Origin of the sequence: Krasilnikovia sp. MM14-A1259 (assembly GCF_047159535.1) — a bacterium.
Taxonomy (GTDB): Bacteria; Actinomycetota; Actinomycetes; order Mycobacteriales; family Micromonosporaceae; genus Actinoplanes.
In genome coordinates this window covers 5642828-5659150 of record NZ_BAAGAJ010000002.1, presented here as the reverse complement: position 1 = coordinate 5659150, position 16323 = coordinate 5642828, and the positions used below count along the sequence as shown (strand labels likewise).

At 73.4% G+C, this 16323-nt stretch carries 12 protein-coding genes and 1 pseudogene; 7 read left to right on the top strand and 6 right to left on the bottom strand.

All coding sequences use genetic code 11. From position 1 onward, the window contains the following. The first annotated feature begins 30 nt into the window (after positions 1-30). Positions 31-1137 (top strand): citrate synthase 2, encoded by a 1107-nt coding sequence (locus ACMCNK_RS25610; RefSeq protein WP_412738908.1) that lies wholly within the window; start codon positions 31-33, stop codon positions 1135-1137. A 69-nt stretch (positions 1138-1206) separates the two neighbouring features. After that, complete coding sequence (gene serC, locus ACMCNK_RS25605; RefSeq protein ID WP_412738907.1) at positions 1207-2328, top strand: phosphoserine transaminase; 1122 nt, start codon at positions 1207-1209, stop codon at positions 2326-2328. On the opposite strand, the gene ACMCNK_RS25600 is transcribed toward serC, so the two are convergent. Then, positions 2307-5882: an ATP-binding cassette domain-containing protein gene (locus ACMCNK_RS25600; RefSeq protein WP_412738906.1), complete on the bottom strand. Its 3576-nt coding sequence runs from the start codon at positions 5880-5882 to the stop codon at positions 2307-2309. The two genes, serC and ACMCNK_RS25600, sit on opposite strands and share 22 nt — an antisense overlap. Before the next feature lie 161 nt (positions 5883-6043). Here ACMCNK_RS25600 and sepH point away from each other — a divergent pair, with 161 nt between their 5' ends. Further along, a complete protein-coding gene (sepH, locus tag ACMCNK_RS25595) occupies positions 6044-7141 on the top strand; it encodes a septation protein SepH (RefSeq protein WP_412738905.1) in 1098 nt (365 codons plus the stop codon). 72 nt (positions 7142-7213) lie between these two features. Here the strand turns inward: sepH and ACMCNK_RS25590 are convergent, their stop codons facing one another. Together ACMCNK_RS25590 and ACMCNK_RS25585 are read right to left on the bottom strand one after the other, a co-directional pair. Continuing rightward, positions 7214-8560, bottom strand: coding sequence for an MFS transporter (locus tag ACMCNK_RS25590; RefSeq protein WP_412738904.1), 1347 nt, complete (start codon positions 8558-8560; stop codon positions 7214-7216). A 68-nt stretch (positions 8561-8628) separates the two neighbouring features. After that, positions 8629-9075 (bottom strand): MarR family winged helix-turn-helix transcriptional regulator, encoded by a 447-nt coding sequence (locus ACMCNK_RS25585; RefSeq protein WP_412740991.1) that lies wholly within the window; start codon positions 9073-9075, stop codon positions 8629-8631. Between the two features lie 251 nt (positions 9076-9326). Between ACMCNK_RS25585 and ACMCNK_RS25580 the strand changes: the two genes are divergently transcribed. Next, on the top strand, positions 9327-9557 hold the full coding sequence (locus tag ACMCNK_RS25580) for a DUF2530 domain-containing protein (RefSeq protein WP_412740990.1): 231 nt from the start codon (positions 9327-9329) through the stop codon (positions 9555-9557). On the opposite strand, the gene ACMCNK_RS25575 is transcribed toward ACMCNK_RS25580, so the two are convergent. Next, the gene (locus ACMCNK_RS25575) at positions 9554-10375 is read right to left on the bottom strand and encodes a DUF3027 domain-containing protein (protein ID WP_412738903.1); all 822 of its coding nucleotides are present in this window, start codon (positions 10373-10375) and stop codon (positions 9554-9556) included. The genes ACMCNK_RS25580 and ACMCNK_RS25575 overlap by 4 nt on opposite strands. A 103-nt stretch (positions 10376-10478) precedes the next feature. Here ACMCNK_RS25575 and ACMCNK_RS25570 point away from each other — a divergent pair. Together ACMCNK_RS25570 and ACMCNK_RS25565 are read left to right on the top strand one after the other, a co-directional pair. Then, positions 10479-12005 (top strand): annotated as a pseudogene (locus ACMCNK_RS25570) (MFS transporter); the annotation flags it as partial. A gap of 587 nt (positions 12006-12592) precedes the next feature. After that, positions 12593-13243: a futalosine hydrolase gene (locus tag ACMCNK_RS25565; protein ID WP_412738902.1), complete on the top strand. Its 651-nt coding sequence runs from the start codon at positions 12593-12595 to the stop codon at positions 13241-13243. 19 nt (positions 13244-13262) lie between these two features. Here the strand turns inward: ACMCNK_RS25565 and ACMCNK_RS25560 are convergent, their stop codons facing one another. Beyond that, a complete protein-coding gene (locus tag ACMCNK_RS25560; RefSeq protein ID WP_412738901.1) occupies positions 13263-14183 on the bottom strand; it encodes a GNAT family N-acetyltransferase in 921 nt (306 codons plus the stop codon). A gap of 917 nt (positions 14184-15100) precedes the next feature. Here ACMCNK_RS25560 and ACMCNK_RS25555 point away from each other — a divergent pair. Further along, a complete protein-coding gene (locus tag ACMCNK_RS25555; RefSeq protein WP_412738900.1) occupies positions 15101-15928 on the top strand; it encodes a 1,4-dihydroxy-6-naphthoate synthase in 828 nt (275 codons plus the stop codon). Here the strand turns inward: ACMCNK_RS25555 and ACMCNK_RS25550 are convergent. Continuing rightward, positions 15925-16311: a cold-shock protein gene (locus ACMCNK_RS25550; RefSeq protein ID WP_412738899.1), complete on the bottom strand. Its 387-nt coding sequence runs from the start codon at positions 16309-16311 to the stop codon at positions 15925-15927. The genes ACMCNK_RS25555 and ACMCNK_RS25550 overlap by 4 nt on opposite strands. Between the last annotated feature and the right edge of the window lie 12 nt (positions 16312-16323).

The window sequence follows — 16323 nt, the reverse complement described above, 5'->3', positions numbered from 1 at the left end:
GGCTTCACGGGGCCGATACCAGGAGGCGACGTGTCCGACTTCAAACCGGGACTGGAGGGCGTCATCGCCTTCGAGACCGAGATCGCCGAACCCGACAAGGCCGGCGGCGCACTGCGCTACCGGGGCGTCGACATCGAGGATCTCATCGGTCAGGTGTCCTTCGGCAACGTATGGGCGTTGCTGGTGGACGGGCGGTTCGGGCCGGGGCTGCCGCCCGCCGAACCGTTCCCGGTTCCGGTGCACTCCGGCGACATCCGCGTCGACGTGCAGTCCGCGGTCGCCATGCTCGCCCCGTACTGGGGGCTGAACCAGCTGCTCGACATCGACGACGAGCAGACCCGCTCCGACCTGGCCCGGGTGTCGGTCACCGCGCTGTCGTTCGTGGCCCAGGCGGCCCGCGGGCTCGGCCTGCCCGCCGTGCCGCAGAAGGACATCGACAAGGCGACGACCATAGTCGAGCGGTTCATGAAGCGCTGGCGCGGCGAGCCGGACCCGCGGCACGTCAAGGCGGTCGACGCGTACTTCATCTCGGCCGCGGAGCACGGCCTGAACGCGTCCACGTTCACGGCCCGCATCGTGGCCTCCACCGGCGCGGACGCCGCGGCCTGCATCTCCTCCGGCATCGGCGCCCTGTCCGGCCCGCTGCACGGCGGCGCGCCGTCCCGCGTGCTGCACATGATCGAGGCGGTCGAGCGCAGCGGCGACGCCGAGGGATACGTCAAGGGCGTGCTCGACCGCGGCGAGCGGCTGATGGGCTTCGGCCACCGCGTCTACCGCGCCGAGGACCCGCGCGCCCGCGTGCTGCGCCGCACCGCCCGTGAGCTGGGCGCCCCCCGCTACGAGGTCGCCGAGGCCCTGGAACGGGCCGCGCTGGCCGAGCTGCAGGCCCGCAAGCCCGACCGGGTGCTCGCCACCAACGTCGAGTTCTGGTCCGCGGTGGTGCTCGACTTCGCCGAGGTGCCGTCGCACATGTTCACGTCCATGTTCACGTGCGCCCGGGTCGCCGGGTGGAGCGCGCACATCCTGGAGCAGAAGAAGCTGGGCCGGATCGTGCGCCCCAGCGCCCGGTACATGGGCCCCGGCACCCGCAAGCCGCAGGACGTCGAAGGGTGGGACGCGGTCCCGCACAACGCCTGATCAACCGGCGATGGGAGGATGGGCGTCGGCAACGGCGCCCCCGATCAACCGCACCCTGGGAGGACTCGCGTGGCTGACGGCATCCGGATTCCCGACGAGCTCAAGCCGGTGGACGGGCGGTTCGGCTCCGGGCCGAGCAAGGTCCGCCCCGAGGGCGCCGAGGCGTTGGCCGCGGTCTCCCGCACGTTCCTGGGCACCTCGCACCGGCAGCGGACCGTCAAGGACCAGGTGGCCCGGCTGCGGCGCGCCGTGGCCGAGTTCTTCTCCGCCCCCGACGGCTACGAGGTGATCCTGTCCAACGGCGGCACCAGCGCGTTCTGGGAGGTCGCCGCGTTCGGGCTGGTGCGGGAGAAGGCTCAGTTCGCGGAGTTCGGCGAGTTCGGCGCGAAGTTCGCCAAGGCGGTCGCGGATGCCCCGTTCCTCGCCGAGCCGACCGTGCACCGCGCGCCCGGCGGGCAGGCGGCGTACCTGAGCGCCGAGGCGGGCGTCGACGTGTACGCGAGCGTCCACAACGAAACGTCGACCGGGGTGGCCGTGCCGGTGCGCCGGGTCTCCGAGGCCGACCCGGGCGCCCTGCTGCTCACGGACGCCACCTCGGGCGGCGGCAGCCTCGACGTCGACGTGTCCGAAACGGACGTGTACTACCTCGCCCCGCAGAAGGCGCTGGGCTCCGACGGCGGCATCTGGATCGCCCTGATGTCCCCGGCCGCGATCGCGCGAGCGTTCGAGATCAAGGCCACCGGGCGGTACATCCCGCAGTTCCTCGACCTGGTCACCGCGATCGAGCAGTCCCGGCTGGAGCAGACGTACAACACCCCGGCGCTGGCCACGGTGTTCCTCGCCGCCGAGCAGCTCGACTGGATGAACGCGCAGGGCGGCCTGGCCTGGGCGGTCAAGCGCAGCGCCGAGAGTGCCGCCGCCCTGTACGGCTGGGCCGACCGCAGCGACCACGCCACCCCGTTCGTCACCGATCCGGCGCTGCGCTCGAACGCGGTCGCCACGATCGACTTCGCGGACGGGGTGGACGCGGCCGTCCTGGCCAAGGTGCTGCGGGCGAACGACATCGTGGACACCGAGCCGTACCGCAAGCTGGGGCGCAACCAGCTGCGGATCGCGCTGTACCCGACCGTCGACCCGACGGACGTGGAAGCGCTGACCGCGTGCATCGACTACGTCGTACCCCGGCTCTGACCGACCTGGACCTCGCGGTCCGCGAGGTCCAGGTTGTCCGGCCGGTGCAGCACGGCCACGATCGCGGCCTCCGGTAGCCGGGCGCGGACCAGGCCCAGCAGCGTGCGTTCCGCGGCCGGCGTGAGCGCACTGGTCGTCTCGTCGATGAGCAGCACGGCCGGGTCGGCCGCGCACGCAGCGGCCAGCGCCAGCACCTGGCGCCGGGGCCGGTCCAGCGCGGCCACCTGCGCGTCCCGCGGCAGCGGCGGTAACCCCAGCGCGGCACACCAGGCATCCGCGAGTGCGGACGCCGCCGGGGTACACAGCTGCCCGACCGGGATCGGCAGCGGTGGCGGTTCGTTCTCGACCAGGCGGGCAGGATCGCGCCCGGCCAGCGTCACGCTGCCGTCCGCGGGCGGGTCGAACCCGGCCAGGGTCCGCAGCAGCACGCTCTTGCCAGCGCCGGAACCGCCGCGAACCGCGGCCAGCTCGCCACGGCCGACCGTCAGGGAGACCGGCGCGGCGGCGCGGCCCGGCACCGCGGTGACCAGCCGTTGTGCGCGCAGGCCGACGGCCGTCGGCGCCGGGTCCCCCTCAGCCGGGCGGCGTGCGGCCGGGGCATCCCGCCCGTTCTCCGCCGCCGCCGAACCGGGAGCCGGCGCGGCCAGGTCCCGGTCACGCCCGGATTCCCCGGTCGCCGGGGCCGACCCGCGGTCACTCGGGCCGGACCTGGTCAGGCGAGGCAGCGTCCGGGCCCCGAGCAGGTCCGCCACCCGGCCCAGGACCTGCGCGGTGCCGTCGACCTCCTGGTGCGCCTCCACCAGCGCGGCCAGGCGTTCGCCGATCGCGTACGCCGCGTACACCGCGACCGTGATCAGGACGGCGGACCCGGCGGGCGCGACCGCGGCAGCGGCCAGCGTGGCCGCGAACAGCAGCACGCCCGCGGCCTCCGCCGCGCCGACGATCGCCATCCGGGCCCCGTGCGCGGCGTACAGCGCCACGTGCTCGACCGCGAGCAGATCCCGGTACCGGCGGGCGAACGCGGGCCGCAAGCCGGGACTCAGCGTGAACGACGGGCAGCCGATCACCGCGCCGCCGAACGTCCGGATCGGACCGCGCGTGGCGGCCAGCAGCGCCCGCCCCCGGACGCTGTCGCGGCGCAGCCGCGGGTAGACCGCCGCGGCGAGCCCGCCCAGCATCGCCACGCCGACGATGACGACCGGCGCCGACATCGCCATGGCGACCACGGATGCCAGTGTGGCGATCGTGGCCTGGACCCCGCCGACGAGGATGCCCGGCGACCACAGCTCCGCGGTGGTGAAGTCCTCGGAGAGCCGGCCCGCCGCGGTCGCCGAGCCGGACGGCAGGCCACGGTGCAGGATCCGGTCCACGATCCGCCGGTGCAACGATCGCGTCGCGGGCAGCGCCCCGCGCACGACGGCCAGCTCGTACACGCCGGACAGGGTGGCCGCTGCCACGGCCAGGCCCAGCACCGCGACGACACCGCCTCCGGGGTGCCCGAGCGTCCCGGCCGTCGCCAGGTCCACCCCCACGAGCGCGGCCACCAGCGCGACCAGGAACGCGAGGCCGCGACCCGAATACAGGCCCACGAGGTGCCCAGCGGCCGTCCACAGTCCCGGTGCGGCGATGTCCCGCTCGACGCCCACCCCGGCCAGCACCTGCTCCGTCTCCGGCTCCGGCGCTGGCTCCGGAGACGCCGACGGCGACGGCGACCCGGCGGCCGGTGCCGCACCGCCAGGCGCGGCCGCAACGAGCGCAGCCCACCAGCGTGCCGCTTCGGCCGGCGGCAGGACCGTGGCCAAGGCCTCCAGGGTCGCTTCGGCCACGTCGAACACGGCCGGTTCCTCGTCACCGCAGAGCGCCACGTGGGTCGCCCACCGGCCCGGATCCTCACGGGTGCCGACGTAGATCACGGTCGGATCCGTCGATGGTTGCCGCGGCTCACCCCGTGTGCCGCCGGACAGCCGCGCCGCGACGGCTGCCGCCACGGGCGGGTCGGGCGCCGCGAACGTGTCGTCGAGCAGCAGCACGGCCGGTGCGTGATACCAGGCGCGGGCCAGACCGAGCCGGACCGATTCGCCGTCGGAGAGGCGTCGCTGGCCGGTGGCGAGCACGGCCGCGTCGGCGGATTCGCGGGCGGCCAGGGCGTCGCGCAGCGCGGCGCGCGCCGCGGCGTCGGCGTACCGGTCCGGCTGCGGCGGCGTCCACAATGTGAGGTTTGCCGCGACCGTGCCATCCAGTTCCGGCTCACCGCGGGCCACGGTCACCGCGACACCGGCCACGGCGGCGAGCCCGGGCACCGGCCCGGCCGCCCCGGACAGGGCGTCGAACGTACGGCGAGCCCCGGCGCCCAGCAGCACGACCCGGGAACCCGGTGGCAGCACGCGCGGCCCGAGCCGGACCATCCCCGGTGCCGCACCGAGCAGCGCCGCCCCGGCAGTGGGGGCCTCGCGGAACAGCGTTTCGACGTCCCGGGTCAGGGTCGCCGCCCACGCCACCGACCCGTACGTGTCCATGTTGTCCTTGATGGCGGTGACCAGCATCTGCACGACGAGCAGCAATGCGAGGCCACCGCCCGGGCCGCCGCCGAGCCAGCCGTGCGCGAACAGCGCGAGCAGGCACGCCAGCGGGGCCATTCCGCCACCGACCGCGCCGAGCACTCCGCCCGCCCGCGACGCCGTCCGCAACGCCCGCAGTTGCCCGTCGCGGGCCCGGTCCGTGGCAGCCACCACGGGTGCGTGCCACCGCTGCCGCCCGATCGCCTGCCAGTGCCGGGTGATCGCGTCGATCAGGGCGATCCGCTGATGCCCGTGCTCCAGATAGTGGTGCATCCGGCCGGCGTGCCCGGCCACCAGCCGCCGCCACAGCGCGACGAGCGCCGCGGTGGCCAGCGTCACCACCACGCCCGCCGCCCCGAAGACCACGACCAGGTAGCCGGCCAGGACCGCGATGAGGACCGTGTTCACCCCGAACTGACCGACGAAGGCCAGCTGGGCGAGCTGCATGGGCGCGGTGATGAGGTACGTACTCGCCGACCTCCCGTGGGCCGTCAGCCAGGCCGGACGTACGGTCTGCAGCCGTGTGAAGACGGCGAGCTTGACCAGATGGGTCATCTGGTAGACGAGCGCCCGGGCGAGCCACGTCGACAGCCAGCGGGCGGCGGCCGCGGCCAGCACCGCACCGATCGCCCCGGCCGCCAGCGGCACACCGATCCCGCCCTGGCGCAGGCTGTCCCCGGCCGCGGCCACGAGCGCGGGCACGACCGGGCCGAGCCCGACCACCACCACCCCGACCAGGGCGTACGCGGCCAGCCAGCCGCGATGTGCGTGCAGCAAGGCCCGGCGCGCACCCCGTACGGTCAGGTCACAGGTGAACGCGGCCACGCGATCCTCGGAGGGGAACCCGAGCGCAGCGGCGTCACCGCTGTCGAGTTCGGCCGCCGCGCCGCGCACCCGGCGGCGAGCGGTCGCGTACGCTGCCAGCCGTACCATCACGGCCGACATGGTGCCGCAGATCGCGGCGCGCTGCTGTCCCCCGCAAGTGCCGAAGATCATCTACGCAGGTCAACGAGTTCCCGGCGTGGCTTACCCCCATCGGGTGACCGGGCGGCGTACGGTGTTGGCGAAACGCGCCCGGGTGTCTGAGTCTCGGGAGCACAGACGCTGAGCCGATCAGCACCTGGTCGGCGCCACCAGCGACGGGACGGAGGCAACGCATGCGGCCGGTACGCTTCGTCGCCCTTTCCGAGGACGGTCAGGCCCTGGTGCTCGCCGACGAGGTCGGCCGGCTCCTGGCGCTCCCGCTCGACGACCGGATCGCGGGCGCGCTGCACGCCGAGGGCCACCACCACACGCCGGTCCCGGTGGGTTCGGCGGTTGCGGTGGTCACCCCCGACCCGACGCCGTCACTGTCGCCGCGAGACATCCAATCCCGCATCCGTTCCGGTGAGTCCGCGGAGGACGTCGCCCGGATCGCCGGCGTCCCGGTCGACCGCGTGCTGCGGTATGCGGGCCCGGTCCTGCAGGAGCGCGCCATGCTGGCCCAGCACGCGCGGCGCACGAGGCTGAAGACCTCCGACTCCGGCGCCCCGCTGGCCGAGGTCGTGGACAGCCGGCTTGCCCAGCACGGCATCGACACGGAGAAGATTTCCTGGGATGCGTACCGGCGCGAGGACGGCACCTGGCGCATCGAGGCCACCTGGCCGTCCGGCAAAGCGACCGCGCAGGCCGTGTGGGACCTGGACAAGAGCCGCCAGCTGGTGTCCCCGCACGACGACATGGCGCAGTACCTGTGCGCCGAGCGGCCCACCCAGATCCTCGGCCAGGACCCGGCGCCCGACCGTGGCGGCCATGGCCTGCCCGGCCAGGCACGCGCCATCGAGCCCGCGCGCGGTGGCCACGGCCTGCCCGGCCCGGCGACCGACACACCGCGGCCCGGTCGTGAGCCGATCCGCTCGGGCCGCGACCCGATCCGCGCGGGCCGTGACGCGCTGCTCGCCTCACTGGACCGCCCCCTCGGTACGGGCCCGGGCCGCGGCCTGGATCCGGCGGCGCACGCCGAGCCGCGGCGCCCCGTGTCGGGTGGTGCCGCGGCGCTGCTCGGCGGTGGCGCGGGTTCGGCGTTCGATGACGACGCCGACCTGCCCAAGGAGGTCCCGGCGGTGCCGTCGCTGGCGGTGCTGCGCCCCCGCCGAGCCTCGGGCCAGGGCAGCGCGGCGAGCGGCGACGCCGAGGAGACCAAGCCGCGCAAGCGCCTGCCGAGCTGGGACGACGTCCTGTTCGGCGGCGGCCCGGCAGCCCGCGAAACCTCCTGACCAGACAGCTACCTGCGACCCGCGGCGTCCCCGGCCAGGGTCACACCGCTTGCCCGGCCGGGGAGCGGCAGCTCAGGCAGCGCGTCGCAGTTCGGTGCGCGACCCCGGGCCCGGGTCCGGCTCGGCCATCCCGGTCGGCGCGTCCGGCTCGGACACCTCAAGGTCCTCACGCTGCCGGGCCGACGGACGCAGCGGGAGCCGCTCCCCCGTGGAGCGAAGCTGCCACACCGTCGCGATCGCGGCCGCGACGAAGCACACCAGCCCGGCGGCCCAGATGCTCGCAGGCACGCCGAAGTGCTGACCCCACCACCCGGCCAGCGACGCCCCGATCGGCGTGGTGCCGAGGAACACCAGCACGTACAGGGCCATGACCCGGCCGCGGTAGGACGCGTCCACCCCCATCTGGACCCGGTGGTTGGCGGCCTGGGCCAGGTACATGGAGCAGAACCCGGTCGGGACGAGCAGCAACATCGCGATCGCGAACGTGGGCGCGAACCCGAGCGCGAACTCCAGCAGCCCGAACGCGAGCGCGGCACCCAGGACGACGTACATGCTGGGTCGGGCCCGCCGGGCACTGCCCGCGAGGGCCCCGCCGAGCGCGCCTACCGCGAGGCATGTGCTGAGCAGCCCGAACGACGACGGCCCGGCGTGGAAGTTGATCCGGGACAGCGCGGCGAGCGTCACCGGGAAGTTGAAGCCGATCATGCCGACCACGGACATCAGCGCGATGGGCAGCACCAGGTCGGGCCGGTTGCGTACGTATCGCAGCCCGTCGAACAGGCCGGCCTGCCCGGCGCCCCGCTTGCGCGCTTCGCGGTAGAGCTCGGCCGGGCGCATGCGGCGGTAGCTGAACACCGGCGCGATGGACAACGCGGTGGCGATGAGGAAGACCGGGCCGGTGTGCAGCGTGGCCAGGGCCACCCCGGCCAGCGCCGGTCCGGCGATGCGCGCGCTGTTGAACGTGGCCGCGGACAGGGCCAGCGCGTTGGGCAGCAGGGGCAGCTCGACCAGCTCGGAGACGAACGCCTGACGCACCGGGGTCTCGATGGCGTTCGCGACGCCGAGCAGCCCCGCGAACAGGAACACCTGCCACAGCGCCGCCGCCCCGCCGGCCACCAGCACCGCGAACACCATCGCGGTGACTGCGAACGCGGCGTTCGCGACGATCAGCAGCTTGCGCTTGTCGTACCGGTCGGCCAGGGTGCCACCCCACAGCGTCAGCAACAGTACGGGCAGGAACTGCAGCGCCGCGACGGCACCGAGGGCGCCGGGCGAGTTCCCGGACAGGTCCAGCACGAGCCAGTCCTGCGCGGTGAACATCATCCACACCCCGATCAGCTTGATCAGCTGCCCGGTGGCGAAGAACCGGTAGTTGCGAACCTGCAGGGACCGGAATGTCGTGCTCAGCACTGCCCGCACTCGGGTGCGCCTCCTGTCGGGTCGTACGCGTCATCGTCGTGTGACGGGACGACCGGAGGCGGTGAACGTCAGCCGCGGGCGACCTGCTGCAGGATCCGCGCGGCGCGGTCCAGGGTGTCGCGTTCATCCGGGGTGAGCTCGGCCAGCTGGGTGGCGAGCCACTCGTTGCGGGCCCGCTCGAACTGCGCGTACACCGCTTTGCCCTGCTCGGTCGCAGCCAGGATGACCTGGCGGCGATCCGTCGGGTGCGGCGTACGGGCAACGAGGCCCTGATCCTCCAGCTTTCCGACGATCTTGGTCATCGTCGGGGGCTGGACCCGCTCGATGTCGGCGAGCTCCCGCGGCGTCAGCGAACCGGCCAGCTGGAGGCTGGTCAGCGCAGAGAGCTGACTGAACGTGAGGTCACCGACCGGGCGGGCCTGGCGGACGCGGCGGTTGAGCCGGGTGATCGCCTCGCGCAGCAGTTTGGCCAACTGCTCTGGTGTCTCCCGCTCCACCGTCACCGACCGCTCCATCACGTTGGTTAGCCTAACTAATGAGCTTGGCTAACGACATCCGAATTACATATGACCGCTGTCACGGGGCACGGTAACGCAGCCGCCGTCACGCGGACCTCACGGGAGGTACCGGACAACAGGGCCACGATCGACCACCCGCATCGACGGGGACGGCCCGTACCGAGCGTCGCCCGTCGATGAAATATCGGCTGTGTTAGAAAAGGTGAGTGACCAGCGACAAGCCGCGGATCGAACCGCTCGACCCGCCGATGGTGCCCTTCGCCCTCGCCGGGATGGCGGCGTTCGCGGTGGCCGGGCTCGTCCTGCTGCTCAACCGCGACTGGTTGCAGGCCCACGGCCACACCGACTGGCTGTGGATCTGCCTCGCCGGGTTCCTGCTGGGCATCCCGGGGCTGCTCACCATGCTGCGGCACGACGCGAACCGGCGCCGCCGGCGCGCGTTGAGCCACCCCGAGTTCCGCGTGACCGATCCGGGCTAGGAATGCCCGTACGGCTCGGCGGGTTCGCCCGCCTCGACCGAACCCGGGCCCCGGCTCACCGCGACCGGCTCGACCTCGCTGTCGTCGTACACCGTCGGCAGTTCGTCGACCGGCTGCTCGGACGTACCCAGCAGCGCCTCGGAATGGGCGCCGCAGCCGTGGTCGGCGCTGACCGCCTTGCCGTCGTCCGGCGCGTACAGATTGCCGCAGACCCCGAACATCTGCCGCAGCGAGCCGGCCAGCGGCAGGTAGAAACCGCAGGTGCCGCACCGGGCCGTACGCGGAGCGGCCGCCGAGATCGCCGCCTCCGGGCCGGCCTCGCCGTCATACCACCGCTGGGCGGCCTCCACCCGGCCCTCCCGGGACATCACCCGGGCCCGGCCCAGGCCCGCCTCCCACGAGACGTCCTCGACCGCGGGGTCGTCGCTGAGCACGTACCCGGGGGCGAGGCGCTCGTCGTCCGGAGCGGTCGGCATGAGGTCGCCGACACCGAGGTCGCCGGGCTGCACCCGCTCGTGCCACGGCACCCAGCCGGGGGCGAGCAACGCATCCGGGCCGGGCAGCAGAACGGTCTCACAGATCGTGACGTGCCGGCTGCGCGGCACCCGGGTGACCGTGACGGCCCACCGCCAGCCCCGGTACCCGGCCAGGTGACTTTCAAAGAAATGCGTGACGAGTCGATCCCCCTCGGGCACCGCCTCCAGATGCTCGCCGACGTCGCTGGGATCCACGTCGGTGATGGCCCCGCGGGCCACCCCGACGGCATCGGCGCAGACCTGGTCGAGGCGGGCGGCACGGGCGGCGGTGCTCCTGGTCACCCGATCATTGTTCCCTACCGGTGGTGGGTGTCGGCAGCGACTCCCCCAGATCACGGACCATTGGCACGGGACACCGTTCGCCGCCATCAGTCAGGATGAGGCAATGCCACTGCTACCCACGATCGGACGCGTCTTCGGGACCGGCATCAAGGCCGGGCGCCTGGTGGTCCGCGGCTCCGTACGCAGTGGCCGGTGGGCGACCCGCCGGGTCGGCGACGCCCGGGCGCGGGGGGCCGCCCACGAGATCGGCATGGTCCGTCTTTTCGACCTGCACGCACTGTCCTGCGCCGGGGACACCCTGATCGCAATCGGGCTGGCCGGCACGATCTTCTTCAACGTGCCGCTGGGCGAGGCGCGCAGCAAGGTAGCCCTGTACCTGCTCGTCACGATGGTGCCGTTCGCCCTGCTGGCGCCCGTGATCGGACCGTTGCTCGACCACTTCCGCCACGGCCGCCGGTACGCCCTGGCCGTCACGATGCTCGGCCGCGCGTTCCTCGCCTGGCTGATCTCCGACCACCTGCACGGCCTGGGGCTGTATCCCGCGGCGTTCGCGGTGCTCGCCCTCTCCCGCGCGTACGGGGTGGCCCGCTCCGCAGCGGTGCCCCGCCTGCTGCCCGAGGGGATCGGCCTGTCCCAGGTCGGCGCCCGCGCCAGCGTGTACGGCACGTTCGCCGGGGCGGTGGTGGCCCCGCTCGGGCTCGCCGCGTTCTGGTTCGGTCCGCAGTGGCCGCTGCGGGTCTCGTCGATCCTCTTCCTGGTCGGCATGGTCGTCGCGCTGCGCCTGCCCCCGCGCGCCGACTCCGACCCGCCCGAGGAGGTCCCCCGCCCGATCCGTACCGCGCTGCGGCTGCGCCGCGGACCCGACCGCCCGCTGTCGGGCCGGCTGGTGATCGCCACGCTGGTCGGCAGCGCCACCCTGCGCTGGCTGTACGGCTTCCTGCTGTTGTACTTCGCGTTCGCGGTGAAGGCGGGCCAGCTCGACACCACCCTGTTCGGCCGGGACGTGGGCAGCCAGGGCGCGGTTGCCGTGATCGGCGGTGCGCTGGCGGTCGGGACGTTCCTGTCCACCGCGCTCGGCACCCGGCTGCACATTCGCCGCCCCACCGCGCTGCAGTCCAGCGGCCTGACCATCACCGCCGGTGTCGCGGTCCTCGCCACGATCTTCTACGGACTCGTGATGGTGGCGCTGCTCGCGCTGATCACCAGCATCTTCAGCGGCATCTCGAAGCTTGCGGTCGACGCCAGCATCCAGGAACGCGTCCCCGAACGGCTGCGTGCCAGCGCGTTCGCCCACTCCGAGACCGTTCTGATGATCGCGTGGGTGCTCGGCGGTGCGGTCGGCATCATCCCGATGGACGGCCGGGTCGGCATGATCGTTGCCGCCGCGTTCGCCGTGGTGGCGGCGATCCGCGCGGCCGTCGTCGCGGGCCGGCTGCACGGCGATCACCTGCACGGCCGCCCCGAGTCCCCGGCCACCGACGCGACCTCCGACGCTCCGGTGTCCGCGGGCAGCGTCCCCAGCGCTGCAGGCGGGGATCCCGCGACCTCGGAGGCCCCGACAACGGCCAACGCCGCCGCCATCAGCTCCCCCCCTGGCAGCGCTGCCTCAGCCAGCTCCGTCCCAGCCAGCTCCACCCCAGCCAGCATTGCCCCTGCCGGCGCTGGCCCGGCCGGGTCCGCCTCTGTCGGGTCCGCACCAGGTGGCAGGCCTGCGCCGGACCCGGCCCGGACCGGCCCCGCGCGCTCGGGCTCGACTCCGTCCGGCGTCTCCGCTCGCGGGGCGGCAACGTCCGGGTTCCCGTTGTCGCCGCTCGACGGCGCGACAGCCGCGCGGCCGCTGCTGGACGCTCCCGCTCCCGGCGCTGCTGGCGTCGCCCCTGCGCGGCCCCGCCCGGCGTCGCCCGACATGGCAGGTCCCGGAGCTGCTGTGCCGGGTGGCCGCGTCGCCGGCTCTGCCGACGCATCACCCAAGCCGGGCCGTCGCCGCGGTTTTCTGCGCCGCCGCGCAAAGGGCTCCGAACCCGATCCGGCCGCCGTCGCGCCCGGACCGCGCCCCACCGACCTGACGGCGACCGCGGACCCGGGCGCCGCCCCTTCCGAGTCCCCCGAAGGACAGTCCACCGAGGCCGGACTCGCCCCGCCCGGCTATCACATCTACCGTCCGTCGTCGGCCGCGCGCCGCGACGGCGGCGACGACGCCGCGGGCCGGGCCGACCGGTGACCGCGCCGGTCCTGCTCGTCGTCACGGCAGTGTCGGCGGAGGCCGAGGCTGTACGCGCCGGCGCCGACCCCACCGGGATCCGCGTCGAACCGGTCGGGGTAGGACCCGCTGCCGCGGCGGCGGGGACGGCCCGGCTGCTCGCCCTCGCCGAAGCGGCCGGAACGCCGTACCGGGCGGTGCTCAGCGCCGGGATCGGCGGCGGCTTTCCCGGCCGCGCCCCGGTCGGGGCGACCGTGCTGGGCAGGCGCGCGATCGCGGCCGACCTCGGCGCCGAGTCCGCCGATGGTTTCCTGCCGATCGAGCAGCTCGGTTTCGGCACGAGCACGGTGGAAGCGGACGAAGCTCTGTTCAAGACACTCCTCGCGGCGCTGCCCGGGGCGGTCCACGGCGACATCCTCACGCTCGCCACAGTCACCGGAACGGCAGCGACTGCCGCGGCGCTGACCGCTCGATTTCCCGATGCCGTCGCCGAGGCCATGGAGGGATACGGCGTCGCGTGTGCGGCGGCCGGCACTGGAACGCCGTTTGCCGAACTGCGGACCGTCTCGAATCCGGTCGGTCCGCGCGACCGCGGCGCGTGGCGCCTGCGGGAGGCTCTGACCGCCTTGACGACCTCCGCGCACGCACTGTCCAGGGTGACCGCCTGAAACACCGGTCCGACGCCTCTCACGGCACCACGCTGCCCCGCGCATACCAGATCGGCTTCTCGATTCTGTACGTCGCCAGGAAGCCGCAACTCTGGAGGAATCGGCGTGCCGCAAATCCCGCCGCCAAGGTCAGGACCAATGTGGTGGCGTCAGCCTGGACCGCAGCGCAGAGCCGCGCGCCGATCCCCAAGCGCCGCCAAGCAGGCGACACGAACACCCACTTGAGGACGACCGCTTCCGATGCTGCGGGGCCGATGTCCGTCGGCAGCACGCTGTCCACCTCCGGTGCGAGCGGGCGCACCCACGCCGCCCCGACCGGACCCCCGTCCGACTCCGCCAGCCAGCACGTGCCAGAGTCGTGCACGACAGGTCGGACCCCGACCCGGGCGCCCATCTCCGCACGACGGCGCCGCATGTCACGGGTGGTTCGGTTGCGATCGAAGGTCACCGCCGGTACCTCATGCAGCGGCCAGCACTCGGACACGACGGAATCCACCCACCATGCACCCCACCAGTCGCCGGGCCTGCGCACCTCGCGGAGGTCGAGATGTGCCGGATAACGGCGGCCGGCCTTGTCACGCTCGATCTCCAACAGCTCCGGCAACGTCGACCTCGGCGGTGGCAGCCCGGCGCCGAAGTGCCAGCCCGCCGCCGAGGTCAACTTCTCGACCACCCGGAACGACGGGTTTGTGGTGGCCCCGGACTCGATCCGCGCAACGGTCGCCTGCGGCACTCCGGCCTGGACCGCCAGCTCGCGCTGGCTGAGGTCGGCACGCCTGCGCAGGCCACGCAGAAGCGCGCCCAGGTCGAGGCCCGATTGCTCATTCACGGATCTCACTCTGACCACCCGCGGACCCGCATTCAATGCCTGTGGATGACCCTGTGGATAACCCGTGGAAAAGCCATCGTGCGCGGCCCGCCGGACGTAGCGGCTGAGCACGGCGTGCCAGTGTGACCGTCCCACCGCGCGCCCAGAGCTGAGGAGCCTTCTCACGCGCCCAGAGCTGAGGAGCTTCTCAGGAGCCCTATCGCTCTGATCCATCGAGCTCATCAGCAGCTCACCAGCGAGCCTATCCGGACCATCCAGCCTGCCCGCCCGGCTGTCCGGCTGGCCGGTCGGCTGGCTGGCCGGCAGGCCGGTCCGATGTGAACCGGGCCGACGCACCGATCCATCCACGTCATCAGACCTACAGGGCGCGGCGAATTGCCGCACGCCCGGCGCGGCGGACCCTCCTCCACGTGGGCCCCACGGCGCCGACTGACCGACCGATCCATCCACGTCATCAGACCGAAAGGGCACGCCGAATTGCCGCACGCCCGGCGCGGCGGACCCTCCTCCACCTGGACCGCACGACGCCGACTGACCGACCGATCCATCCACATCATCAGACCGAAAGGGGCGCAGCGGGTAGCCGCACCCCGACGCCGCGGACCCTCCGCCTACGGCAGCCGCACCAGCGCCGACCGATCCATCCACGTCATCAGATCTAAAGGGCCCGCGGTGGATGGCCGCACCCCGGGCGAGGCGCCCCCGCCACGGTGCCCGACCGGGCGTCCGCCGGGTGGGGGTTCGACCAGCTGACCGACGCCGGGTCCGTCCGCCGGAGCGTGGTCCGCTGCGCCGAGACAGGCGTCGGCCTAGCTCGTCAGCGGCCTCAGCGGCATGGACGGGACGGCGTAGCAGGATGCGGGCCGGCGACGTCGCGCCTCGGCCCGCCGACGCGTCGAAGGGCGGGGAACGGGGGGCGGGGGTCTTCCAGGCCCGCGTCCGGGCCGGACCGGCACGGCGCGGATCTGTGGCGGGGCGAACAGCCGTGGGTGGGGGCTCGAAGACCCCGGGCGGGATACGGTCGGAGCGTGGCGCTCTCCCTGGCGGCTTCGCCCTGCCCCAACGACACGTTCGTCTTTCACGCGCTGGTGCATGGCCTCGTTTCGGGTGCGCCAGAGGTCGACATGACGTTCGCGGACGTCGACGTGACCAACCGGGCCGCCGAGCGGGGCGAGTTCGACCTGGTCAAGGTCAGCTACGCCGCGCTGCCCTGGCTGATGGACAAGTACCATCTGCTGCCCTGCGGCGGAGCGCTCGGTCGAGGTTGCGGGCCGCTCGTGCTCACCCGCGGGGAGGATCGCTGGGCCGATGGGGATCTGCGGGGTGCGACCGTCGCGGTGCCCGGCGACCGGACCACCGCGTACCTGCTGTTCCGGCTGTGGACCGGGTGGCGTGCGCCGGCCCGGATCGCCGTCGTGCCGTTCCACGAGATCATGCCGGGGGTGGCCACCGGGCAGTTCGACGCCGGCCTGGTGATCCACGAGGCCCGCTTCACCTACCCCCAGTACGGCCTGCACTCGCTGGTCGACCTCGGCGAGTGGTGGGAGAAGGACACCGGCCTGCCCATTCCCCTGGGCGCGATCCTGGCCCGTAAGGGCACCGTCGACCCGCGCGAAGCCACCGACTGGATCCGTACCTCCGTCAGCATGGCGTGGGCGAACCCGGACGCCAGCCGGGACTTCGTGCTGGAGCACGCCCAGGAGATGGATCTGGACGTGGTGCGCCAGCACATCGAGCTGTACGTCAACGAGTACACGCTGGACCTGGGCGCGGACGGCCTGGCCGCCGCCGACGCTCTGCTGGAGCGGGCGGCGGCGGTGGGCGTCATCCCCCTGATCGAGCCGCTGGCGGTCTAGACCTCCAGCTCGCGGGCGACCGCATGCACCAGCTGGGCGACCTTCTGTGCCGTCTTCTTGTCCGGGAAGCGGCCCCTGCGCAGGTCGGGCTGCACCTTCGCCTCCAGCACCTTGATCATGTCCTCGACGAGGCCATGCAGCTCCTCGGCCGGACGGCGGCGCAGCTCGGCCACGGACGGCGGAGCGTCCAGGACCTTCACGCCGAGCGCCTGAGCGCCCTTGCGGCTGTCGACAACGCCGAACTCGACGCGCTGACCGGCTCGCAGCTCGGCCACCCCGGCCGGCAGCGAGCCCTTGGGCAGGAACACGTCGCCACCCTCATCGCTGGTGACGAACCCGAACCCCTTCGCCGCGTCGTACCACTTCACTCGACCCGTGGGCACCGCTGACCTCAA